The sequence below is a fragment of the Drancourtella sp. An12 genome, assembly GCF_002160935.1.
In the GTDB taxonomy this organism is placed as follows: Bacteria; Bacillota; Clostridia; order Lachnospirales; family Lachnospiraceae; genus Sellimonas; species Sellimonas catena.
In genome coordinates this window covers 1-24,443 of record NZ_NFLO01000017.1, presented here as the reverse complement: position 1 = coordinate 24,443, position 24,443 = coordinate 1, and the positions used below count along the sequence as shown (strand labels likewise).

The following is a 24,443-nucleotide window of genomic DNA, read 5'->3' as shown; positions in this document are numbered from 1 at the left end:
AGCGCCCATACAGGCGCTTTTGTATTCCAGACAGCGTTGCTGCTATCTCACTTCTATTTCTCCAGCTTCTCCATCAATTCCCGAATCTGATTCTGGAGCCTTGCATTTTCTTCTTCTTTTTCTTTTAAGGATGCTTCTGTCTCCCGCAGTCTGCTGTCTTTTTCCTGTAGCACAGTTTCTTTCTCCTGTAGCACAGTTTCCTTTTTCTGCAGATCTCCTTTAAGTCCGTCAATTTCTTCCTGCATCTCATCAATCATATACTGTACCGTGTTCCGATCCAGCTGCAACAATTCTTTTGAGAACATCTCCATCACCTTCTCTACATTCTGGCACAGTTCGTAGATCTCCTGATACATCTGTTTGAACTCCGGATATTCCTTCAAAAGTCCTGCAATCCTCCGCGGTTCATCTGTACTGAAAAACTCAAGCCATGCCTCCAGTCTGTTTCCTATACCTTTATTTTGCACAACATTCTGAAATACGTCAAGCGGAATGTATACATATTCCTGCAATAATTCCAGCTTGATTCCTGTATCTGATTTCTGGGAAAATTTATGAATATAATCATCCGGATATTCTTTAAATTCTTTTGGACTTTTCTCGTAGAGAACGATCGTGTACACCTTTTTCATATTTTTGTAACTGAAAGATTTTCCTCGTTCTCCTTTCACTCTCTTATACTGCCTGAGGAGCAGATCTGCTGAGTAGCAGGCACTTCTCTGACCTGAAAACAGATAGCCGAGTTTCTGTACCTCCACGTTTGCGATACTTTGATCTTCCAGCTCCACTACAATATCCATAATCACAAGAGAATGTTCGTCAGCAATCCGCACCGTATCATTGGGAAGTACTTTTAAAATCTTTACTTTCTTTTTCAGCACAAGTGATAGAAAATCCTCCAGCCGCTCCGGGGCTGTCTCGGGATTCAGAATCTCTTTAAAAAAGGAATCATAGAGAATCCGAAGCCCCCGGTTTCCTGTACAGACATCCAGAAATTCTTCCTGCTGCCCTTCGTTCCACTGCCGGAACATCTCAGAGAGTTTTTCGCTTTCGGAAATCTCCTCTAATACTTCTTTGCGCGTGCGTATGGTTGGAAAATACGTCTTTAAAATCGTTGCCATAACCATGTTCCTCCTTTTCTTTTTTCAGTTGTCATTTCGTTCATTTGCGGGTTTTATGACTCCGATGTGGAGCTTCCGAAAATGAGAATGCCTTTCGGCAAAAGAGATCTTCTTCTCTGATAGAAGAAGACAGAAACGGCAGTCAGAATGCCGCCAATATAGATAGTTTTACTGTAGCACAACGAGCTTCCGCAATCAAGAAAAAAAGCCTGCACAGAACAACCATTCTGCGCAGGCTTTTTTCATCCAGGATAAAATTCTATAAGACGAGAGATGGTGCTGCATATACGCGGGCGCCAAGTTCTCCATCCAGCATGTAAAGGGCTCTCGGATCGGATCCGAACAATTCATACTTCTTGATCAGATTTTCCGCATTGGTCTCTTCTTCTCCCTGTTCTTTTACAAACCAGTCAAGGAACTGCATCGTACGGAAGTCTTTTACCTGATTTGCCGCATCGTAAACATTGTGAATCAGTCCTGTTACATACTGTTCATGCTCATATCCTGCCCGAAGTGGATCTGCAAATGACTCGTATTTCTGATCCGGCTTGTCAATGGCCTCCAGAGTCACCTTGCATCCATTATTCTGTAAATATTTCAGAATCAGCATCGCATGGTCGCGCTCCTCCTGAGCCTGAATATTGTACCAGTTGGCAAAGCCGTCCAGTCCCTCTTCTGTATAATAATTTGCAAAATCCAGATATAAATAAGCGGAATAAAACTCCTTATTAATCTGAGTGTTCAGCAATTCTGCTACTTTTGCATCTAACATCTTCATTCCTCCTGCATTTTCCTTTTTTCGTACGGCAACATATACCTAAATCGAGTTATAGCACCTTCCTGCCGCCATGTCAAGCGCACACTCTCCCCGATCTGCTAACGTCCACAGCCTGATCCTGTTTGTCCGGCCAGCATCGGGATTACCCCTCCCTGATCCATCTCGCCGCCTGAGGTGCATAGTAGGTAATTAACATTCCCGCACCGGCACGTTTCATGGCTGTCAGGCTTTCCATCACTACTGCTTTTTCATCAACCCAGCCATTCAGGGCCGCCGCCTTTATCATGGAATACTCTCCGCTGACACTGTAGGTGCATATCGGAAATTCAAATCTGTCACTGACTGTTTTTACGATATCCAGATAGGCCATCGCCGGTTTCACCATGATGATATCGGCCCCTTCTTCGATATCCAGCTGTGTCTCCACAATGACCTCTTTTTTATTCCTCCAGTCCATCTGATATGTCTTTCTGTCCCCAAATGCCGGCGCAGAATCCGCCGCCTCCCGAAACGGTCCGTAAAAAGCCGACGCATACTTTACAGAGTAAGCCATGATGAGCGTATCCTCATATCCTGCCTCATCCAGTGAGCGGCGCATATGTCCGATCCGGCCGTCCATCATGTCAGACGGCGCTACGATATCCGCCCCTGCTCCTGCACAGGATACTGCCGCTTTTGATAAATATGCAAGTGTCTCGTCATTGAGGATTTTTCCATCCCGCACAATCCCGCAATGGCCGTGATCCGTATACTCGCACAGGCAAATGTCTGCAATACAGATCAGATCCGGGAAACATTCCTTTGCCATGCGAAGTGCGCTCTGAACCGCCCCATGTTCATCCCATGCGCCGCTGCCGCACGCATCCTTGTGATCCGGCACGCCGAAAAAGATCACCGAACGGATTCCGGTTTCCCACACTTCTTTCAAATGAATTTTCAGCATATCCACTGAATAACGGTAAATTCCCGGCATGGATGGAACCGGCTCCTTCACCTTTTCTCCTTCCACAACAAATACCGGGTAAATCAAATCTGTCACTCTAACATCTGTCTCATGAACCAGTTCACGGACAGCCGAAGATCTTCTTAATCTTCTTGGTCTTCTTATCAATTCCATCATTTAGCCTTTCTTTTTCCTGTCAAGTTCATTTTCCTACTTACATCTGCCGCCATAAATGCGCGGTCCTGGTTTGATGCGGCAGTCTCCAGGGAATTATATAAACTTTTTTCTCTATTCCAAAGTTCCAAGAGAAATCCGGTACTCGGTCTGCACATGGATCTTTCGTATCCCGCATCTTTGCTCCGGTTTCTTTTCGACATACACATGCTCTCTCACCGGATAAATCCGAATCGTCATCTGCTTTGGCCAGTCAAAATATTTCAGTCCGATCTGCCAGTCATTCCCTGTATAAAACCAGTCACCGCACAGTTCTCCGTCCATCCAGAGTTCGGCCCTGTCTCCGTCAAATCCTATAATAAGCCAGTAGTTTTCCGGAAAGTCTTTATCCGGATATTGAATGTTCATTTCATACTCCGTATAGTTCTGTCCTTCTGTTATCCTGCTGATTTCTGCTCCCGAATGTTTTTCTTCACATCGATACGATATTTTTTCTTCCGACGGCAGACAGCAGATCTGTCCATCCGGACTGTATGTGAGCAGATCGTACTTGTCTCCCGCCCGGCAGATACAACCTTCCGCCAGATACAATTTCCCGTTTATTTTCCAGGCATGTTCCGCCTGCTCCCGGGACAACGTTATGATTTTCGACTCATCTCCCCGTATCTGATGCCGAACCTTGCTTACATCATCTGCAAAGAATACCAGCCTCTCTCCCAACGTACAAAGAAGCTGTGCATTGGAAGTCTCGACAAGCAGACTGCCCCATGACAGATGATAAGGACAGCATCCATATGTTCCATTCTCCAGATCCATTGCCGGGAATGAAATTTTCTTTCCTTCTGTCTCCACTACGATTTTTTCTCCCGGATGTTCTTCCAGGACAGCATGTCTCTGATACTGGTTCCAGAACAGAAAACCGGATCCTGTTTTCTCATCATGGCGCAGCGCAGCGCGGACACTTGTCAGATCCTCAGGACGTCCGGCACTCCACTCCGGCAGAATGAACTCTGTTTCCGCCATCATGCTTCCGAACTCTTTCAGCATCAGATGATACGGCCGAAGGTGATAAAACACATCATGAATCCTTCCATACTCTCCGACCGGTGCCTGGAAATCATAGGAATATACCGGAAGATCATTTAAATAACCAGTATCTTTTGACTCCTGAAGCGTACTGTACCTTCCCTTTGGATTTGTCCCTCCATGGTACATATAATATCCCAGAAGATTAGCTCCGCTTCCAAGCTTGCAGATCACCATTGCACACGTGTCTTTTTTGTCCACCACAGGACGCCGGTGCATCGTTACCTGCACGCCTCCGCCCAGCTCTGCTGTAAAATATGGATATTTCTCCGTGTCATAAGTAAATTCCTGTTCCCGCTCCTTTTGCAGGTCACTGCCAATACTTCCATCATCCTTATTGTGAGAAAACAGATAATTCGCATTCAACGGCATCTCATGTATGTGCTGTTCCCATGGTGCATCGCAGTATCCTCCCAGGACAGGAAGCATCTCCCCTTCCGGGACAATCGCTCCGCCCCATCCTGTAGCCGTATAATACGGCACACGGAACCCGGCTTCTTTTGCCAGCTGTTTGATCGTCTTCATATGCCGGACTCCAGCCTCTCCGGTCAGACCTCCACAGTGTCCGTATTCATTTTCCACCTGAATACCAAGCACCGGCCCTCCCTGTTTCCAGAGAAAACCGTCCGTCTGCCCGTAAATTTTCTCGAAAAACCGCTTCACATAAGACAGGTAAAGCGGCTGATCTGTCCGCACTTCGATTCCCTCTTTCTGAATCAGCCAGTCCGGGAATCCTCCATTCCTGCACTCGCCATGACTCCATGGACCAATCCGCAGAAACACCGGCATTTCACACTTCCGGCAGATTCCCAGAAATTCCCGAAGGTTCCTTTGCCCTTCAAAATTCCATTCTCCTTCCTTTTCCTCATGGTGAATCCAGAACACATATGTAGCCAGAATCTGTACTTCTCCGGCTTTCATTTTTTCAATTTCTTCTTCCCAGAATTCGCTTCGGAACCTGGAAAAATGAAACTCTCCCATTACAGGAATCCACGGCCTTCCGTTCCTTGTCAGGTACCGGTCCGTCGCCCCCAAAGTCCTTTCCGGACAGGAAGGATCATCATAGCCAAACGGAAGCTTTTTCCTTTTCATATTCTTCCTCTCCTTATCACAAAATGTTATGAACTCCTCATTCTGTCCAGTATATCACATTTCAGGCGAATAAAGCGGCGTTCTTTCTGTTTCTTTCCAGAAAAAAAGATCGGAATCCTCTTTCATTGATGATTCCGACCTTTTTTCTGGATTTAAGCCGATACGGCCGATGATTTTGATGCTCTCTTTCTGAGCAGTTCCTTTCCCGAAGTTACAACGATGGTCACGCCAAGGATCATCAGGAGAACCGCAACGATCAGCTGTAGTCCCTCGACCATAAATACGCCTTTTCCGTCAGAAAATGCCTTGACCAGCGAGATGAATCTCTGCACAAGGGCGGTAAATGTGACAACCAGCATAATCACAAATGGAGGTACCAGTGTCCTGAGTTCTCGACCTGTCACTTTCAGAAATACACACAGTGTAATCAGTACGAGAGCGCTCAGCAGCTGATTGGCGCTTCCAAACAACGGCCAGATATTCGAATAGCCGACCCGAGTCAGAATATAGCCAAATACCAGGGTAATCACCGTTGCGAAATATTTATTGCAGAGTACCTTTCTCCATCCCTCCGCATGCTCCATATCATCCACACTGAACAGCTCCTGGAACGACATCCGTCCGATCCGCGCAACAGAATCCAGCGTTGTAAACGCAAGCGCTGATACACACATAGTCATGAAACTCTGCGCCACATAGACCGGAATGCCGAACATCTCAAGGAATCCGGCCACTCCTGAGGAAAAAATCTGGAACGGCGTGCCGGCCGCTGCTGTCCCGTCTGCTCCTGCCGCCGCACCGGCAACACAAAGAGCGATAACTGCCAGCAGACTTTCCAGGACCATTGCCCCGTATCCGACTTTCAGCATATCCTTCTCATTGGAAACCGTCTTGGATGAGGTACCGGAAGAAACCAGGCTGTGAAATCCGGATACTGCACCGCAGGCAACCGTTACAAACAGAATCGGGAACAGCGTTCCGAGATTCTCATTCTGAAACCCGGTAAATGCCGGAAGATTCATGGACGGATGAGCAAACACCAGACCCAGCACCGCTCCGGCGATCATTCCGATAAACATAAAGGTGGACATGTAGTCTCTTGGCTGCATGACAAACCACATCGGAAGCACTGCCGCCAGAAAGATGTAAAGGAATGCGATATATACCCACATTTCTTTCCCAAGAATCACCGGGAAATTCATTCCAAATACAAATGCAAGCACTGTGCAGACCAGTCCAAAGACCACTTCTTTCCATCCGGTCAGTTTCAGCTTATGCTGGCTCACTCCAAAGATCACCGCAAACAGGATGAAAAACAGAGAAATACTTCCCGCCGCTCCGTTTACAGTGGCATTCTCAGAAAGTGTCCTCACTCCGTCCGTCACAACATAGGCATTGAATGTATCCGCTACCATGTCCGCAAATGCCGCGATCACGATCAAACAGAACAGCCAGCAGAATCCAAGAAACAGCTTCCGTCCCGTCTTTCCAATATACTTCTCAATCAGCAGCCCCATGGATTTTCCATCATTTTTTACGCTCGCATAAAGTGCACCAAAGTCCGTGACAGCTCCAAAGAAGATTCCTCCGATGAGAATCCAGAGCAGCACCGGAAGCCACCCAAATGCTGCAGCCTGAATGGCCCCGGTTACAGGTCCTGCACCTGCGATGGAAGAAAACTGATGGGCAAAGACGGTCCACCCATCTGTCGGAACATAGTCCTGCCCGTCATTATGCAGAACCGCCGGGGTCTTCGCCTTCGGGTCGATTCCCCATTTCCTGGCAAGCCAGCGTCCGTACAGCGCATATGCCGCAATCAGACAGACCGCCGCCGCTAAAACAATTACCAATGAGTTCATGATTTTCCACTCTCCTTTTCTATCAGGCCAAACGACCGGTTCCTTCCCTTTTGGAGGGTTCCGACCTGCGAATCAAGCGCAGCGGTAAAGAACAAAGTTTCCTGTCAAATAAAAAAACGCCCTCTGACAGATTGCTCTGTCAGAAGACGAAACTTCTCTTCTCCGCGTTACCACTTCTGCTTACCGGACAACGTCCGGTCACTCTGTACTGTCGTCCGGACTGATCGTACGGATTAACAGCTTTCCCTCTAACGGTGGAACTCCGGTCCGGGCTACTCACTCACTTTTCACCCCGACTGCTTGCAGGGGATGGCTTCCTCGTCATGCTGTTTCCTCACACCAGCCGGAAACTCTCTGAAAGCATTGGTACACAGGAAGTCCTGTCCTGTTCTTCGCATTGGCTTTTTAATTTTGTTTTATTATAGCTCTTTTAAACAGATTGTCAATAGGAAAACCGAGTGCATTCTGTTTTTTTGTCAAACATGAATAAAATATTTTCTCTTCATCCTTGCAATTTGTGCATGATTTCATCACTTTAAAGTATTTTCTCAGAAAAGTGCAGACTCCTTATTTATCTTTTCTTTCAGATCCAGCTGCGGCCCAAAAAAACACTGTAAAAACGAATCCCACAATGAAAAAGAGAATGAGAAAAATCTGTTCCCCTGATTCCATTCCCTCTAATCCCCCGTAACTCTGATAATCAAACAGCGTTAACAAAAGAAAATAAACGCCTCCCACAATCCCCTGTATAACCGGACTGGACATCCGAAACATTCTCTCTGGAATCTTCTTGTCCAGATAGACCGCACAGGCAAACGTACCCACACAGACCAGCCCGCATAAAATCATCTCTCTCGTCGGCGGCAGCCACTCGCCGTCACCTTTCAGGACAAGGAGTAGCTGGAAGGCTGTAATAAAAGAAAACATTAAAATGTAAATGATAATCTGAAATCCATACAGCTGAGACCTGCCGACCGCCGTCATCAGCAGTTTCTCCGTCTCTTTCTGATACTGCTCCGTTTCGATCCGCTTGCCCGCCAGCAGCTCGCTCACACTGATATCCAGCTCCCTGCACAGGTCTTCCATAATATGGACGTCCGGAAACGCCTTTCCATTTTCCCATTTGGAAACAGCACGGTCCGTTACATGGAGTTTCTCTCCCAGCTGCTTCTGTGTCAGCTGCTTTTTCTTTCTACATTCTGCTATAAATTTTCCAGTTTGATTCAGGTTCACCATAACTTCTGCCCCCTCTCTCTGAAGAAAGGATAACACAAAACCGCTATTTTTGCACTCTACCATCGGTTGAATGCCCTGATTTCCTGTATAAAACGATTTCTACATAATCCGTTCCTTGTTTTCGCGGTATGGCCTGGTTGTTTCCACGATGTATACCACATCGTAATCCTGAAATAAATCTTTGGTAACATTTGGATTCACCCTGGATCCTTCTAAATAAGCTGCCCGGATATTCTCATCCTCCAGTGCAATTTCTTCAATCAATGAGAGCATTTCTTTTTCAGAACGCATATAAGTTTTCCCCTTTTTATGATTTATAAATTTAGTTTTTTCACATATGCCGGCTGCAGCCGGTAATACATTTCTTTCGACTGTTGATTTTATTATATCCGGCTGCTTTGATCCTGTAAATGAGAGTAAATGAAAAAATTCTCTGAATAATTGACAGAGAATTTTTTCATGGTATACTATTTAGTGTAATTATAAAAAGAATACGGATAACGATAGAGTGAACAGGAGTTCATGAAGGGGTGCACCACCACGGGTGTAATTCTTTGTGGACTCCTTTTTTATTGCAGAATGACATTTGATTCCTTCCGTGTCTTTATCCATACAGATTCTGCAGCGCACTCTATCCTGTTCATCCGGGAAGGAGGAAGCGATGGTCCGGATAAATGGAGAGGACAAACCGTTAGAAGAACCAACCACACTGCTGGTTTATCTGGAGCAGGAAGGCTACCAGACAAACCGGATCGCTGTTGAAAAAAACGGTGAGATCATTCCCAAAAGCTGTTATAAGGAAACTTTACTCCACAGCGGGGATGTACTCGAGATTGTAAGTTTTGTAGGAGGGGGCTGATATGAGATTTACCGAAAGAGAGATACAGGAGGCACTTTGTGAACGCCACACAGCAGCTATACAGGAAAAGCTGAACCGTGGAAGAGTCGCCATAGCAGGTCTTGGCGGCCTGGGTTCCAATATTGCTTTTTCCCTTGCAAGAATCGGAACAGGGCACCTTCATCTGATCGATTTTGACCGGGTAGATCTGACCAATCTGAACCGGCAGCAGTACCTGATGCGTCATGTAGGTATGTTCAAAACGGATGCTTTAAAAGAACAGCTGCTGGAGATCAATCCTTATCTGGATATCCGGACAGACTGCGTCCGGGTCTCTGATGAAAATGTCGCTTCACTTTTTAAAGAAGACACCATCCTGTGCGAAGCCTTTGATGTCCCGGAAAATAAGGCCATGCTTGTAAACGGTATTCTGGAAAATTACCGGGATCTGATCATAATCAGCGCTTCCGGAATGGCCGGATACGGAAACAGCAATACGATTCTTTCAAAGAAAATCACCAGCCGTTTCTACTTGTGCGGGGACGGGGTCAGCGATTCACGCAAAGGCCCGGGCCTGATGGCCCCCAGGGTGGCACTTTGCGCCGCTCACCAGGCGAATCTGGCTGCAGATCTGATCATAAACGGAACAGCCGGAGACCGTCTATGAGAAAACAGATTTCAAACACTATTTTATAAAGGAGAAAAACAATGATCGATTTAACAAAAGACACATTTTGTCTGGGAGGACATGAATTCCAGTCACGTTTCATACTTGGATCAGGGAAATATTCCCTTGAACTGATTAAGGCAGCTGTTGAGAACGCAGGGGCCCAGATCATCACACTTGCACTGCGCCGTACAAATCAGGACAGTTCGGCAAATATACTTGACTATATTCCGGAAGGTGTGACACTTCTTCCAAATACATCCGGATCAAAAACCGCAGAAGAAGCAATCCGCATTGCCCGGCTGTCGCGGGAAATCTGCCATAGTGATTTTGTCAAACTTGAAGTGATTCCGGATTCCAAATACCTTCTTCCGGACAACTATGAGACGATCAAGGCAACCGAGATTCTTGCAAACGAAGGATTTATCGTTATGCCGTATATGTATCCGGATCTCAATGCCGCCAGAGATCTGGTCAATGCCGGCGCCGCATGTGTTATGCCTCTCGGTGCCCCGATTGGATCCAATAAAGGAATCTGCACAAAAGAATTTATCCAGATTCTCATCGATGAAATCGATCTGCCTATTATCGTCGATGCCGGTATCGGCCGACCTTCCCATGCATGTGAAGCCATGGAAATGGGTGCCGCCGCAGTCATGTCCAATACCGCTATCGCTACAGCAGGGGACATTCCCGCAATGGCAGGCGCTTTCCGCAAAGCAATCGAAGCAGGACGTACTGCATACCTTTCCGGCATGGGACGGGTAATCGAAAAAGGGTCCAGCGCCTCCTCCCCGGTTACAGGAGTGAGTCAAAAATAGAGCCTTTGAATGAGGCATGACCGCTGCCCGGTCAAATGTGGTTTCAGCTTTGTTTTACGCTGAAAAACAAGATATCAGATACAAAAGGAACAGGAAATAAAATCATGTACAACGAAATTGATTTTTCAAAAGTGATTGCCGTCTCTAACCGCCATCTGACACGGCTTCCATATCTGGATCAGGTAGAACGAATCTGCAGTTTTCAGCCTCGTGCTTTTCTTCTCAGAGAAAAAGATCTTCCGGTCAAAGACTACCTGAATCTTTCCCTGGCTGTAAAAAAAATCTGTGACCGGCATCAGGTCACGATGATCCCTCACTTCTATCCTGAAGCTGCAGACGCTGCAGACACGGATATCCTTCATTTACCGCTCTGGAAACTGAAGGAGCTGAAAGAAAAAGGCGCCGGCCGTCTTACGGGGATGCGGATCGGCGTTTCGATCCATTCTACAGAAGAGGCAGAAGAAGCTACCGCTCTTGGAGCATCCTATGCAACGGCAGGACATATTTTTGCTACCGACTGCAAAAAAGGACTTCCACCGCGAGGTCTCGATTTTCTGAAACAGATCTGTGACCGCTCGCCGATCCCGATATACGCCATCGGCGGGATCCGTCTGGATCCGGAACAAATACAAACTGTGTTGAAGCACGGAGCATCAGGAGTATGTATCATGTCTCAGATGATGGGCATGTAAAAAAATAGTTAACAAAGATAGGGGCATGTTATCTGCCCCTATGCTTTTCTTTCTTTTTCTGCTTTTTTATTGACTGTATCATAAGAGATGTTTTATTCCCACCGAAATGAAATGGCAGTTTTCCGCCTACTTCTTTGCATTTGCACCGAAGCGACTGTTTCATTACCCTAAAGATTCCCCACATCCCGGATTCCACATCCCATCCAAAACTTCCTGACCGGTACAGATAGTCGCCCGGACAGGAAGCTCCGTCTTTCAGTTCCATATCAAACCGGTTCCCGATGCTGATTCCTCCCTGAATCGGAATCTCTCTGGATAAGGCATCGTCAGGCTGTTCCCTCCACAAATGTCCGTGAATGGCAAGTGATACATTTCGCGGCTTATCCGCCGGCATCATCGTCTGGAAAATGACCCTGTCCCCGGAATATGCTTTCCATACGGGTGTTGCAGGATCGCCGTGAATTTTGCTGCTGAATACTTTCCAGCACGTATAACAGTCCATTCGGGTCATAATCGCCGTACGAATTGTATACGATTGGAATCTGAATCGCTTCCAGCGTAAAACGGCGAACCTGGTTCTGACAAGGGTACTGGCACAGCTGCATGGATTACTCTCCCTTCTGCTTCAAAAGCCGGAGATAGTGGTTTGCCTCCCGGAGCACATGGTCTGCCAACAGCGGAAGAATGATGGAGCGAATCTCGCATCCGGTTATTCCCTTTGTCCCCGCTGCCTTAAAATCACGGTACTTCTTTGTCGTTTCCAGTGTTTTCCTCGTCGGCCCGTTCATGGCTCTGCAATCCTTCTGCCTTGCCTCCTCCAGAAGTCTCTGATAATCACCGGCAAAGGAATCTGCCGTTTCGATCAGTTCGCCCTCCGTCGGATCAAGCAGGCCGCGGATAAACAACGCATGTTCCATCATGATCTGATTCCAGAACCGCTCTGTCTCAGCCATCCGTTCCACCGATTTGCAGGTTCCATCCTCCAGGGAAGCAATCATCTTCTGATATAATTCCGCCTCCCGGATGATATGCTCGATCAGCAACGGATAGTTGGCCGTGAACAATCTGCAGCAGGTCACTTCCTGCAATATCTGCTTTTTAAACTCAATCAGCCCGCCAAGCAGGTGCAGAACATGATGATTCAGCTGGCGGATCCGCCTGGCCATTCTTTCGTCCTTGCATGCTTCTCTTCCCGCCTGCAGATTTTCTTCCGCCTGTGTGATCCGGACATCGATCGGAATCTTCGTAAGTCTTCCTGTCTGCTGCTCCGCCATAACCGTGTATTCCGTAAACACTTCTCCTGAACAAAGCACATCCTTTCCTACCATGCCGTCCGAAAACCGTACGGTCTGCTACAGTACCTTTTCAAATTCGTCCCGGTACCAGCTTGCTTTGCTTCTGTATCCCGTTTCCCCGGCCGGGAAGCCCGCCTGAAGAAACAACGCATGTTCCTTCATGATTCTTCCGAAAAATAAATGCGTTTCCAGTGATGCTCTTACATAGTTTTCCATATTCATTCACATCCTGATATTTTCCTATTCTTTATAATGTATGACGGGATTGGGAATTGGATATTATAGAGAAATGGCGGTACGGCCCTTAATACCGGGCCATACCGCCTGATTACTGTTTATATTCCTGACTGCGTCGCAGACTTCTTTTAACACAACGTTCCCTGATACACTCCCTTTTCCAGACGCATATAACATTCCTGCAGGTTCGGATTCATCATGATCTCCATTACTTCTTTCATTCCTTTGGCAAGTTCTTTTTCCATAAACTCCTCCATAGAAATCCAATATACCTGGCCCTCATCTGAACTTTGCAGTTCCCCGGAAAACTCTTTCGTCTGATACAGAAAAATCATATTGTGTGTGTGCGCTTTATTCCAGTGATAGATGCCGCAAAGCTCGGGATTTTGGATCACAAGGCCTGTTTCCTCCCGGACTTCCCGGATCACTGCTTCGCGAAAAGGTTCTCCCGGCTCTACATGCCCGCCCGGAAACGTCGTCCCGGTATAGCTGTCATTCATCTTGTCAAGAGCCAGAACATTTCCCTGCTCATCCTGAATCATGCACAGATTCATAAAGCAGGCTTTCTCTTTGTACTTTTCTTCACCAACATTCAGCTCCCTCCGCACCCGGCTGTTCAGATCCGAACGCTTCTTTTTGTAATGATGCCGCACCTCTTCATATGGAATCCAGATTTCCGCCTGCTCAATTCTATCGTAAACCTTCTTCACGACATCATCCAGATGTGCTTCATCTGGAAACACATACTGCTTTTCATAATACTCCTTCGTTTCCTGATACATCCATTCCGCAATCCGGTTCTTTTGCTTCAGCTTCAGATGGGAATATTTCTTATTGGTTTGAAGGAGATGGCCGTCGACAACTTTATGATTTTTCATAAGTACCTCCACACCAAAATCTTATCACTTCTTTCTGTGCCTCGATCTATTCTTCCATAATCTGTCTGTTCAGGATCAACTTTACTTCCTGCTGTAAGTCTTCACTGAAATCTGCCAGATCATCGAAAGAAATCACTCCAAATCTAACAAGACTGATAATATCATATATGGCTTTGGATTGTTCCATATTCAGAATTACTCCCGGGTGACGTCTGTCGGTTTTAATCTTCTTCTCAAGCTCCCAAAATTTATCGGACGCATTTTTATCCTCTGCGCTTAGCAAGCTAATATATTCCTTGATCAGACGGGCCATATAATTCTCCTGCCAGCCAGGTAATTTTTCTCGAAAAAGTTTCCAGTCTCTTTTGGACATTTCCATTTCTACTCCTTCCTTTAGTACAATGATTGAAGCTCAATAATCTCACTCACTGATGTCATACTCATCTCGCACAACTCTATTAGTTTATGAATCAAAGATACTTGTAATGTCCTGATATCGGTTAATTACACGATAAATCTCTACATATTCGCTACTTACTTTATAGATAATCACATAATCTTCCCATATCGCATATTTATAATCTGTCCGAAAGCTGACTCGTTTAGAAAGATTTGTACCTATTCCCGGAAACATCTGGAGATTCTCAAATTTACCATAAATCTCGTTTATAGTCTTTGCAGCATACTCTTCATTATCTTCTGCAATATAATCCCGGATATCTTTCAAATCCTTTGCAACAATCGGATTAATCCGCAACTTTAACATCTTACTCCCCCATATGTGCTTTTAGTTCATCCAGATCAAGCCATCCTTCTCCATCTTTCACTGCTTCTTCCGCTTCCTGCAGCTTCATCCAGAGCTTCTTCTCTGCATGATCACGCTCAAAATCTTCAATATCCATGACCACATAGCGCCCCCTGCCATTCTTAGTAAGATATACAGGCTCTCCTTTACGACAATTCTTCAGAACTTCATTATAATTTCTCAAATCAGATACCGGCAAAATGTTTGGCATATCGTTCAGCTCCTTCCTTCGATTTCTATTGTTTCTGTTATCTTTATTATACGAAAAAAGCCGTAAAATTCAACGTAAAATTTTACAGCTTTTTCTTCTGTTTGTTCCCGTAATCAGTGATTCTCCAACTGAATCCGCATATCACAGGAATCACAACCGATCACTGTGTGTGAACTTTCCTGTTCCAGCAGAGTCACATTGCCGCCACAGAAAGGACAGATCCAATTTACTTTCTTTCCCGCTTTCAGGGCTTCCATTTTTGAGACAAATTCCTCTGTATTCACATTCGCTTTCTTGCATCTTTCAGTCCAGTCACCTCGAATCCGCTTCTGCAGTTTTCCATTTTCATCAAAGATCACCTGATCTCCCTCATTGATTTCACGATCATACAAAAGCTGATCCGGCATCTTGACTCTCTTTTCTGCTCCTGCCTCATCCTGCAATGTCACAACAGCCATAACAGGCTCATCATCCATTCGCTCTTCACAGCCAAAATCTATATCTTCCTCTATTTTCTGTACTTTGAATATCATTGAGGTCCCTCCAATACTGTCTGCTAATCCGGTTTCATCAAATCATCCGGATAAATATTTCTGGCACGTCCTAAATCAGGAAAAGCATTGATTTTTGATTTTGATGTTTTAAATCTGACCCGATCCCCTGCCTCCAAAGGCGGAAATTGGTCGATCCTGTAAAAAAGCCAGTCGCTTTTTGCATTCTCCCCATCCGGCGGATCCGCAATATGTCCTTTGATTCCATAGCATCGAAACTGCTTCTGGGCTACTTTTCTCACGCAAGAAATCTCTGTTTCATAATACCCTTCTTCGTCTTTCTCGATCTGGTAGTCGCCCTCCACTATCTTTTTCGCCTGTTTAACATAATCTTTCGCCTGCTTATGAAACTCTGCTGTCTGATATTCCTCCAGCACACCACATCGATGCAGTTCATCATATATCACACTTAAATCGTCTATATTGATCAATTTGCGCATCTGCATTCCCATAAGAGGAGTTTTATTTAATCGGTCATATGGCACTGTTACCAGAGGGAAGTAATGCTTGCTCATTGCCCATGCTGCACCCATTTCCACAAGACAGAATGCACTTTCTAAATATTCTTCTGTAATAATAGAAATAACTGTTTCACACTCCTGCAGATTTTTCCGAATTTTTCAATAAAACTGTATCCGGTTTCCAGCATATCCGGGTAAGCTGTGCAGAAAATATCGCTTTTATTCATCCCCATTCCAAGTTGAAGGAACTTTGTAAAAGCTTCGACAAGCCTTTGATTTTCGGAACTGTAACTAATAAATATCTTTTTCATCTCGCGTAACTTCCTCCGATTATTTATTATTTGCTGTAGGTCTTACTGTCTTTTGAGTCTACTATGACATTTCTACCGATTGCTCCAATGCCTCCTCCATTTTTACAAGAGAAACTTCGATCATAGAAATGTTTTCAATATTAAAAAAGCACTCTGCTCCATTTAAGTCCTCACCATAGAAAAATTTTTCGTCAACCACATCTCCTCCAAAGGCATAAATATGAAAGATATTAGTGCTTATATTTTCATTTTCACCTAAACAGATATCTCTTTGTTTTACCTTTCCGTTTGGGCAATAAATCTGAAGTTCATCACGATAATAAATTTCATCGTCTCCCCATTTCTTCCGAAAGTTTTCCAGGCAGATCTTCAATTTTCCGGATATGATGTCTTCAGGCGGCTCTTCACCCATTTCTTGATACATTAAATAATCATCCAGTGCTTCATAAAATACAAGAGGGGTTCCCCCACAATCCACTTGCGGATCCCAGTTTGCAAATGAAGGCTGATCACTTGCATCGTCCAGTAAAACAATTTCTGCGATTTTATCCATATTTAACAGCAGTACTTTGTTATTCATGCATGGAATGACCTGATACTTTTCTTCCATTTCCTGCCAAATGATTTTTCTTGTGTCTGCTGTGATTGGATACCAGAGGAATCTATCTGATTCCAACGGTTGGATTCCAACATGACCCCAGAATGTATTTTGTAATGGGAAATAATTCTTTTCCAGAATATTTCTGACACTGGTATCCAGAACAACCGCAATATCGCGAAGCTCCGCCAGTGTTGCCTCTTCTCCTGCCTCAATCTCTCTAATCCGCTCTATCGGCACCCCAATATATTCTGCCAGCTCCTTTTCCTTCATTCTCATCTGGTTTCTCAAAGTCCTCACCTGATTATGAACTCTTTGAGTTTGGATCCTTCCTATCAGCATGTCCGGAGTCATGTTCAAAGTTTCGAGGACTTTCGTCATATGCTTTTCATAATTCGTCCGGCTCGTGATACTACCTGATAATAGTTTATCCAGGGTCGGACGAGAGATCTTTGCTGTACTGCAGAATTTTACTTTTGTGTATCCTCTTTCCTCAAGTACGGCCTCCAGCCTGGCGCCAACCGTGCTTTGTTTGTCAAACAGATCTCCGATATCATACATGTCTTCTTCCTCCTTCTCATATTTCTTCGATGTCAATTATATTAAATTGTCTGAAAGAATACAATCTCAAATAAAAAATCGAAATGATGACCCAGCAACATCATTTCGATTTTTTTTAACTTATTTTATAAAACAATATCATATTTATTGACATCAAACCGTACAGTTCCTTCCGAACAAAATGTAATACACTCTGCTGAAACTTCTGTCATAATCAAAGAACTGCACGCCTGTTCCCCATCATTTACAAAAATTTCCGCTGAATATAAATCCAACAAAATCCTGATTCGAAGTTTACCGCCCTGATCTTTCACCTTCAGATTTCTGCTGCTGATATAATCTCTGCAATTTCCCGAATATGTACGGTCAAAAGTCAGGATAGAATGCTTTTTGTCATATCTGATAGAACTGTAACAGCGATCATTCTGTGCAAGACGGATTTCAAAACTTTCATAATCTCCTGATCTGACATCAACAGTCATATCAAGCGTTCTTCCTTTTACCCCAGGTAATTCCATACTTTCCTCATCATCCGTCAATACTACATCTTTATGGACAACTTGATTTTGTCTGTAATTTTCCAGTTCCTTCACCGGATTTTGTACGACCCAACCGTCTCTCATCTGTAATTCTCTCGGGAATGTCATCATGCCATTCCATTTTTCACCTTCTACATGTAGAGGAACGTCCCAGGATTTCATCCAGGCAATCATTACTCTGCGTCCATCCGGTGTTTCCATTGTCTGTGGTGCATAGAAATCCAGCCCATAATCAACTGCTCTTACACATTCTCTTGAAAACTTTCCAGACTCTTTGGCAAATGTTCCCGTAAGCATCACCGTGCCATTTCCATTATGAAATTCCAGCCCTTCTGCTGTCATATCCTGAGGAGAAACAATCAGAACATACTTGTCTTCTACCGGGAACAAATCCGGACACTCCCACATTTTTCCATATCTGTTTTCGCAACGATCCACAACACTTTTAAATTTCCAATGTTCAACATCATCTGAAACAAATAACAGAATCTGACCACTTCCATCTTCATGACGATTACCGACTATACAGTAAAACTTTCCATCTTCTTCCCAGATCTTCGGATCACGGAAATCCACCCTGCTACATTCAGGTGGAAGATCATTTCCTTTAATCACCGGATTATGCGCAGACTTGACATAATTCTCTCCATCTCCCACTGCGATACTCTGCGTCTGACGTACCGCTTTGGTCCCGTCCGGAAGCTCTGTCTCCTGCACAGAGGTATACATAAGAATATGCTTTCCATCCTTTTCCAACGCACTTCCGGAAAACACTCCATCTCCATCGTACTCTTCATCCGGTGCTAATGCAGCCGGAAGATACTCCCACTTTACAAAATCTTTTGTCTGAGCGTGTCCCCAGTGCATGGAGTCCCATTTAATATCATATGGATTATACTGATAAAACAAATGATATTTCCCATTATAAGCAGATAATCCATTTGGATCATTCATCCATCCGGTAAGAGGTGCCAGATGAAATATCGGCTTATGGATCATTTCATTTTTCTGTAAAGCTTCTTCTTCGTATAGTCTTGCAAGTTTCAGTTTTTCACTGTACATTAGTTTCCTCCTGTCTGCCCGTCTTCTGTCTCCTGCTGCGCCAGACTCTCCTGATAGCTGTCAAAGTATTTCTGTTTAATCTTCAGATATTCGGATAAACCATAATCTTCCAACTTTTTCAGATACCCTTCCCACTCTTCTTCAATTCCACCATTCAGTATCCAGTCAGCCTTTTTCTGCTCCACATATTTTTTAATATCTGTATCCAATTGAGATACTCTGTTTGTATCGTCTATACTCATAAATACATTTGGATAAACATATTTACTGTTCATATCTTTCAGGTATGTTTCATGCATATTATCAAGACGCCATTTTGCATCAGCCGGCTGCGTTACATATACATCATAGTAATCATTCAGTACCGCCAGAGGTCCGTTCACTGACTGTGCCTGCCTTACTTCCACCGGTGAAGCATCACCCAGATCAAGATGTTTCAACATTTTTTCGCCTTCTAAGTTCGTACTCATTTCAAAAATATTATCGGCATCCTTTTCGCCATATGTTCCCCAGTTATTCTGAGGTGACTGTAAAGGCGCATACATCTGATCAATCCAGGCAGCCGCAAGCGCCGTATCTCTGCAGCTTGTAGTCAACACACACCGTCCCCGGTCAAAACCACTTGTTTCACTGTTGTTCTGTCTTGTAATATTAACCAGTCCATCTGGTCCGGCAAGTGCCGGAAGCATCACATAATCTTCATAATTATCTACATTTGCAATATCCCATGTAAAGCAAAGTCCGTATCTGTGGTTCTTTCCTTTTGCTACATAAGTTGACCATTCCTGTGTAAATGCCTCCGGATCAACCAGATTTTCTTCTACAAGCGAATGGAGCCATTCAATTCCTTCCTTGTACCCTTCCTGGACTGTCGTATAGATGACTTCGCCTTCATCTGTCACAGCAAAATGATCTCCTGTGTCTCCATACCCTTCTCCAAAACCGTTAATCAAGATAGCCGGATCCTGATCTCCATTATTGATGATAAAGGACATGGGGATAACATCTCCTTCAATTTCAAATTCTTTCTTCAGGTCATCTGCATTATCTCTGAAAGCAATTAATGTCTTTTCCAGCTCGTCAACAGTTGTCGGTATTTCAAGCCCAAGAAAATCAAGCCATTTTTTATTAATATATGGAATATCACCGATGGCCTGAATGGCTTCCTTGCCCTCTCCCAGCTGCTCTATCCATGGAAATGCATAAATGTGTCCGTCCGGCGCCGTGCACATGGTCCGGTATTCCGGATATTTTTCAAATACCGCCTGAAGATTCGGCATATACTTGTCTATCAGATTTTCAAGCGGAATAATAATTCCCTGCTTCGCATAACGGAGCAGATCATAATCGTTCATTCCGGCTGTAAACAATCCGTCCGGCAGATTTCCGAACTGAGCCAAAGCCAGATTCTTTTTATCTGCAAACTGATCTTCCACAAAACATGTCCAGTCTATATGAACGTTCGTCTGTTTTTCCAGTCTCTTGAAGATAAGCTTATCATTTGGTTCCTGTGTTGTAGTTGCCGGTGCACTGGTAATAAATGACAACTCCTTTTCTTCTTTTAGCGGAAACGTCACATCTTCTACAGGTGTATCCGGATTTACTTCTGCCCGCTGTGCACTGCCATTGCTGCAGCCAATTAAAGAAAATGTTAACACCACGGACAAACCTGCTCCTATCAGTTTTCTTATGTTCATTTTCATCACTTTCTGGCCTCCTAACCCTTTACAGAACCAACCATGATTCCTTTATCAAAATATTTTTGAAAAAACGGATACATAATCAACAATGGAAGACTGGATACAACGATCGTTGCGTATTTCAGCAACTCTGCTACTTTTGCCATTTCTGCCGTACTCTGAATATCCGCAATCATACCAGGCTGAGGTGTATTCTGTACAAGAATAGATCTCAGTACCAGCTGTAACGGCTGCATATCCGCATCGTTCAAATAAATCATTGCATCAAAATAACTGTTCCACATTCCTACAAAGGACCACAATGCCAATACGGCAATGATTGGCTTGCATACCGGCATCATGATTTTAAAGAAATGCTGGATCTCATTTGCCCCGTCCAAAGAAGACGCTTCTCTTAATTCTGTCGGAATGGACTGGAAATATGTACGTGCAAGAATCATATTCCATACACTGAATGCACCCGGAAGCAGAATAGACCAGACTGTATTCACCATATGCAGATTATTAATCAGAATAAAAGTCGGAATCATCCCACCACCGAAAAACATGGTAATGACAAAAATCGCATTAAAAAACTTTCTTCCTACAAATTCTTTCCTTGACATAGGATAAGCTGCAAGGAGAGTAACAAACACGGAAATTATGGTAAAGGCCAATGAATAGAAAAAGGAATTTGCGAACCCTCTCCAAATCATATTATTTTCCAAGACTCTTCTGTAGGCATCCATTGTCCAATCTTTAAAATTGAAACTGATTCCCTGGTTATTCAATACGTTCGGATCCATAAAAGATGCAAGCACCACATATACTAAAGGAACAAACACCGCAAGTACAAACAGACCAAGCAAGGTATAACCGACGCCAAGAATAATACGATCGGATGTTCCCAGTTTCATTTTTCTTCTTGTCTCTTCCATTATAAAACTCTCCTTTCCTATAATCCTTCGCCGTCATTTAATTTCTTTACAACTGAATTCACAAAGATCAGCAGGATTACATTGATAATCGAATTGAAAAGACCGACTGCTGTAGAATATCCATAATCGCCATTTAACAGACCAAGTCTATATACATAAGTAGAAAGAATTTCTGAAGCCGGAAGATTCATATCCGTCTGAAGTGCATAGGCTTTTTCAAATCCGATACTCATAATATTTCCCGCCTGCAAAATAAACTGGATTACGATAATATTTTTAATTGCCGGAAGCTGTACATAACGGATCTGCTGCAGAATATTCGCGCCGTCCACAATCGCTGCTTCCTCAAGATCCTTGCTTGCATTTGCCAATGCCGCTGTATACATAATGGAAGCCCATCCTGCTGTCTGCCAGATACCACTTGCAATATAAATGGTACGAAACGCTTCTGGCATCGTCATCCAGTTTGTGCTGATTCCAAGCAGAGAGTTGATCGGTCCTACCGGCGAAAGAAACATCCGAACCATACCACAAAGTACGATAACAGAAATAAAGTTAGGAGCGTAAATTAAAAGCTGTATTTTTTTTCGAATTCCTGCTCTTCGAATCTGATTCAATAGAAGGGCAAGAATAATCGGAATCGGGAAGCCCCATAACAAACCATACACACTTAGTTTCAATGTATTCATCAGATAATTCATGAAATCAGGCGAGGATAGAAACCTTCGAAAATACTCAAAGCCCACCCACGGACTTCCAATTACTCCTTCGATGACATTGTAGTCTTCAAAAGCAATCAGAATCCCTCCCATGGGACCATACTTGAAAATTAAAGTGAGCAATAATCCTGGCAAAAGAAAAAACACATACAATTGCCAGTTCTTTTTTACGTATCTTAGCTTTTCCTGCGGTGACTGCTTCGCAACAGATACCGTCTTCGTTTTACGAAAAATAGTCATTTTACCAACTCCTCCTTGTTTACATTTGCACTCTTTGCAATTTTCGATTGACTTTTTTATGCATTGCCTCTCTAAACCTTACACTAAAAGTAGCACTATTTGTACATATTGTCAACATTATTTTTACATTTGCATGTTTTTATCGTTTTACATTTGCACACTTTTATGAAGCAGTTTCATCATTTAAGCTAAATGTATTATTTTCATGCAACAATTTTACATTTGACAAATTATGCACAGTCCTTTACAGTAAATGTAACAACATAATTGATTCAAACGGAGTATTTATTATGGGAAAGAAAATCACAATTCAAAACATCGCGGATAGTTTAGGCCTTTCCAGGAACACAGTTTCGAAAGCTTTGAATAACACGGGCGTTCTTGCCGAAGAAACACGCCAGCGAATTCTTGAAAAAGCAGCCGAAATGGGTTATAAACGCTTTGTTTATATTCCTCAGGATAGTACGTCCAGAAATACAGTACCGGGGGAACTTGCCTTAATCACCCAAAACATGCCTTATGGTTCTCACTTTGGAACCTATGCTATGAATACATTTCAGGAAAAAATCAGTCAAAATAATTATCGTCTTACTATGTTCCCTGTCAGAGAAGAAGAGGTAACTACCTTGCAGCTTCCTCTTGGTTTTGACAAAACAAAAGTAGCCGGAATTGTTTGTATGGAAATGTTTGATCCTGAATATACAAAAATGTTGAGTGCCCTTCACCTTCCTCTGCTCTTTATTGATACTACCTATGACATGGATTTTACCCGGATTGATGCAGATTTTTTATTAATGGAAAATCGTCTGAGTGTATTTAATCTGACAGACGCACTGATTAAAAAAGGCTTTCAAAGATTTGCATTTGCTGGCAACCATCGCCATTGTCGTTCCTTTTTCGAACGATATCAGGGATTTATGGATGCACTTTCGCAGAATCAGATCGTTCCATGTACCACACAATTTTGTGGAAACAATGTCTTTTCAGATGCCTTTATTCTTGATGAAACAATACGCAGAACCCTCCAGCTACCGGAAGTATTCGTATGTGCAAATGATTTTACAGCCATTGATCTTATTCGTGCATTGCGTAGACACAGCATAAAAGTCCCGGATGATGTATGCATTACAGGTTTTGACAACTCTACGGAATCCAAAATCATAGAACCACATTTGACCACGATTGATATTCCAAGCGCCAAAATGGGGTATATCGCTGCTGATCTTCTTCTCTCCCGCATCCGTGAGCCGGAAATCCCTTACCGAATCACGCATGTCCGTACGGACATAAAATTCCGTTCTTCTACAGAAAAAGCATATCTTCGTTAATGTTCAGAGAGTTAAAATGAGCTGTTATCACACATGAATAGCAGTTCATTTTCTTATTTCAAAAACATTTCTAAAATACTTTCACATCTTTATTTATGTTTGCCCATCTTACAGAAACATGGCATAATATTTCTATGTTTATCAAGCAGAATCAGTTCATAGTGGAAGGAAGAGACTACATGACAGAAAAGAAAATCGTATCCAGTGAAATAGAAGTAACTTTAAAAGTGATTGGGGAAAATGGAAACCTTTAATCCTTCATTATCTCCAATACGAAGGACCTAAACGCTATAATGAAATTTTCCGATATCTTGGCTCCGCACCGAAAAAAACACTTACTAAGACTTCCCATACTTAAAATGGGCTTTGCACCTTGAAAATTCAATATTTCAGCTAACAAAATAGCGATTTATGCTCCTATAGACTCTGGATGGAGTGCGTTACGCAGATATTTCGGTAGTCTTGCTTCAAAATCAGCAGTAAAAGCTGTCAATTGCTCATCGCTGAGCTTTAAGATTTCCTGAAGACTTGCCATTAAGGCATCCATCAGGATGCCTAGTGATCTGCTAAAAGTAATGTCTGCCATTTCATCAACAAGGAAAAAGAACAATTCGCCAAGCGTCCTCTGATCTTCATTTTGGCGCTGTTCCATTGCGAGTAACATGTATCTGGTAAACACGATAGCTACGTGAGCTGTCAGTGCATCATAGGATAAGCTGCGGC

The 24,443-nt window shown here is 43.6% G+C and carries 27 protein-coding genes and 1 pseudogene; 5 read left to right on the top strand and 23 right to left on the bottom strand.

Annotated features, from left to right (window positions below; all coding sequences use genetic code 11):
* Positions 1-53: 53 nt before the first annotated feature.
* The 7 genes from B5E64_RS13340 to B5E64_RS13310 form a co-directional block, all read right to left on the bottom strand.
* The gene (locus B5E64_RS13340) at positions 54-1,121 is read right to left on the bottom strand and encodes a PD-(D/E)XK nuclease family transposase (protein WP_087168960.1); all 1,068 of its coding nucleotides are present in this window, start codon (positions 1,119-1,121) and stop codon (positions 54-56) included.
* A gap of 259 nt (positions 1,122-1,380) precedes the next feature.
* Entirely contained in the window at positions 1,381-1,893 is a 513-nt protein-coding gene (locus tag B5E64_RS13335) for a ferritin (protein ID WP_087168959.1), read from the bottom strand.
* A 148-nt stretch (positions 1,894-2,041) separates the two neighbouring features.
* Positions 2,042-3,016 (bottom strand): porphobilinogen synthase, encoded by a 975-nt coding sequence (hemB, locus tag B5E64_RS13330; protein ID WP_087169014.1) that lies wholly within the window; start codon positions 3,014-3,016, stop codon positions 2,042-2,044.
* Positions 3,017-3,130: 114 nt separating this feature from the next.
* Positions 3,131-5,194, bottom strand: a complete 2,064-nt coding sequence (locus B5E64_RS13325) for a beta-galactosidase (RefSeq protein ID WP_087168958.1) — start codon at positions 5,192-5,194, stop codon at positions 3,131-3,133.
* A 152-nt stretch (positions 5,195-5,346) separates the two neighbouring features.
* Entirely contained in the window at positions 5,347-7,053 is a 1,707-nt protein-coding gene (locus tag B5E64_RS13320; protein ID WP_087168957.1) for a carbon starvation protein A, read from the bottom strand.
* Between the two features lie 567 nt (positions 7,054-7,620).
* On the bottom strand, positions 7,621-8,289 hold the full coding sequence (locus tag B5E64_RS13315) for a helix-turn-helix transcriptional regulator (protein ID WP_242958898.1): 669 nt from the start codon (positions 8,287-8,289) through the stop codon (positions 7,621-7,623).
* Positions 8,290-8,388: 99 nt separating this feature from the next.
* Entirely contained in the window at positions 8,389-8,580 is a 192-nt protein-coding gene (locus B5E64_RS13310) for an aminoglycoside 6-adenylyltransferase (protein WP_087168956.1), read from the bottom strand.
* Between the two features lie 370 nt (positions 8,581-8,950).
* Between B5E64_RS13310 and thiS the strand changes: the two genes are divergently transcribed.
* From thiS to B5E64_RS13290, 4 genes are all read left to right on the top strand, one after another.
* A complete protein-coding gene (gene thiS, locus B5E64_RS13305) occupies positions 8,951-9,148 on the top strand; it encodes a sulfur carrier protein ThiS (RefSeq protein WP_087168955.1) in 198 nt (65 codons plus the stop codon).
* Position 9,149: 1 nt separating this feature from the next.
* Positions 9,150-9,794: a sulfur carrier protein ThiS adenylyltransferase ThiF gene (gene thiF, locus B5E64_RS13300; RefSeq protein WP_087168954.1), complete on the top strand. Its 645-nt coding sequence runs from the start codon at positions 9,150-9,152 to the stop codon at positions 9,792-9,794.
* A gap of 41 nt (positions 9,795-9,835) precedes the next feature.
* The gene (locus B5E64_RS13295) at positions 9,836-10,615 is read left to right on the top strand and encodes a thiazole synthase (protein WP_087168953.1); all 780 of its coding nucleotides are present in this window, start codon (positions 9,836-9,838) and stop codon (positions 10,613-10,615) included.
* A gap of 104 nt (positions 10,616-10,719) precedes the next feature.
* Entirely contained in the window at positions 10,720-11,307 is a 588-nt protein-coding gene (locus B5E64_RS13290) for a thiamine phosphate synthase (protein ID WP_087169012.1), read from the top strand.
* Positions 11,308-11,335: 28 nt separating this feature from the next.
* Here the strand turns inward: B5E64_RS13290 and B5E64_RS13285 are convergent, their stop codons facing one another.
* From B5E64_RS13285 to B5E64_RS13225, 15 genes are all read right to left on the bottom strand, one after another.
* A complete protein-coding gene (locus B5E64_RS13285) occupies positions 11,336-11,809 on the bottom strand; it encodes a hypothetical protein (protein ID WP_191427592.1) in 474 nt (157 codons plus the stop codon).
* 106 nt (positions 11,810-11,915) lie between these two features.
* Positions 11,916-12,635, bottom strand: a complete 720-nt coding sequence (locus B5E64_RS13280; RefSeq protein WP_343284073.1) for a DUF2935 domain-containing protein — start codon at positions 12,633-12,635, stop codon at positions 11,916-11,918.
* A 24-nt stretch (positions 12,636-12,659) separates the two neighbouring features.
* Positions 12,660-12,818, bottom strand: a complete 159-nt coding sequence (locus tag B5E64_RS18785; protein ID WP_330677624.1) for a DUF2935 domain-containing protein — start codon at positions 12,816-12,818, stop codon at positions 12,660-12,662.
* A gap of 149 nt (positions 12,819-12,967) precedes the next feature.
* Complete coding sequence (locus B5E64_RS13275) at positions 12,968-13,717, bottom strand: 8-oxo-dGTP diphosphatase (RefSeq protein ID WP_087168952.1); 750 nt, start codon at positions 13,715-13,717, stop codon at positions 12,968-12,970.
* 46 nt (positions 13,718-13,763) lie between these two features.
* Positions 13,764-14,096 (bottom strand): hypothetical protein, encoded by a 333-nt coding sequence (locus B5E64_RS13270; protein WP_087168951.1) that lies wholly within the window; start codon positions 14,094-14,096, stop codon positions 13,764-13,766.
* Positions 14,097-14,180: 84 nt separating this feature from the next.
* Positions 14,181-14,483 carry a type II toxin-antitoxin system RelE/ParE family toxin gene (locus B5E64_RS13265; RefSeq protein WP_087168950.1) on the bottom strand — a complete coding sequence of 101 codons (303 nt, stop codon included), beginning with the start codon at positions 14,481-14,483 and terminating at the stop codon, positions 14,181-14,183.
* Position 14,484: 1 nt separating this feature from the next.
* Complete coding sequence (locus B5E64_RS13260; RefSeq protein ID WP_087168949.1) at positions 14,485-14,733, bottom strand: type II toxin-antitoxin system prevent-host-death family antitoxin; 249 nt, start codon at positions 14,731-14,733, stop codon at positions 14,485-14,487.
* A 113-nt stretch (positions 14,734-14,846) separates the two neighbouring features.
* Positions 14,847-15,266, bottom strand: a complete 420-nt coding sequence (locus tag B5E64_RS18200; RefSeq protein WP_204247069.1) for a hypothetical protein — start codon at positions 15,264-15,266, stop codon at positions 14,847-14,849.
* 23 nt (positions 15,267-15,289) lie between these two features.
* Positions 15,290-15,817 (bottom strand): hypothetical protein, encoded by a 528-nt coding sequence (locus B5E64_RS13250; RefSeq protein ID WP_242960206.1) that lies wholly within the window; start codon positions 15,815-15,817, stop codon positions 15,290-15,292.
* 23 nt (positions 15,818-15,840) lie between these two features.
* Positions 15,841-16,056 (bottom strand): hypothetical protein, encoded by a 216-nt coding sequence (locus tag B5E64_RS18470; RefSeq protein WP_242960204.1) that lies wholly within the window; start codon positions 16,054-16,056, stop codon positions 15,841-15,843.
* Between the two features lie 61 nt (positions 16,057-16,117).
* Positions 16,118-16,996, bottom strand: coding sequence for a helix-turn-helix transcriptional regulator (locus B5E64_RS13245; RefSeq protein ID WP_275532818.1), 879 nt, complete (start codon positions 16,994-16,996; stop codon positions 16,118-16,120).
* Between the two features lie 344 nt (positions 16,997-17,340).
* Positions 17,341-18,816 (bottom strand): glycoside hydrolase family 32 protein, encoded by a 1,476-nt coding sequence (locus tag B5E64_RS13240; RefSeq protein ID WP_087168947.1) that lies wholly within the window; start codon positions 18,814-18,816, stop codon positions 17,341-17,343.
* Entirely contained in the window at positions 18,816-20,519 is a 1,704-nt protein-coding gene (locus B5E64_RS13235; protein ID WP_087168946.1) for an ABC transporter substrate-binding protein, read from the bottom strand. The genes B5E64_RS13240 and B5E64_RS13235 overlap by 1 nt, the downstream gene beginning before the upstream one ends.
* 14 nt (positions 20,520-20,533) lie before the next feature.
* Positions 20,534-21,433, bottom strand: a complete 900-nt coding sequence (locus B5E64_RS13230; RefSeq protein ID WP_087168945.1) for a carbohydrate ABC transporter permease — start codon at positions 21,431-21,433, stop codon at positions 20,534-20,536.
* A 17-nt stretch (positions 21,434-21,450) separates the two neighbouring features.
* Positions 21,451-22,392: an ABC transporter permease subunit gene (locus B5E64_RS13225; protein WP_087168944.1), complete on the bottom strand. Its 942-nt coding sequence runs from the start codon at positions 22,390-22,392 to the stop codon at positions 21,451-21,453.
* Between the two features lie 290 nt (positions 22,393-22,682).
* Between B5E64_RS13225 and B5E64_RS13220 the strand changes: the two genes are divergently transcribed.
* A complete protein-coding gene (locus B5E64_RS13220) occupies positions 22,683-23,720 on the top strand; it encodes a LacI family DNA-binding transcriptional regulator (protein WP_087168943.1) in 1,038 nt (345 codons plus the stop codon).
* A 409-nt stretch (positions 23,721-24,129) separates the two neighbouring features.
* Here B5E64_RS13220 and B5E64_RS13210 read toward each other — a convergent pair.
* Positions 24,130-24,443 (bottom strand): annotated as a pseudogene (locus tag B5E64_RS13210) (transposase); the annotation flags it as partial.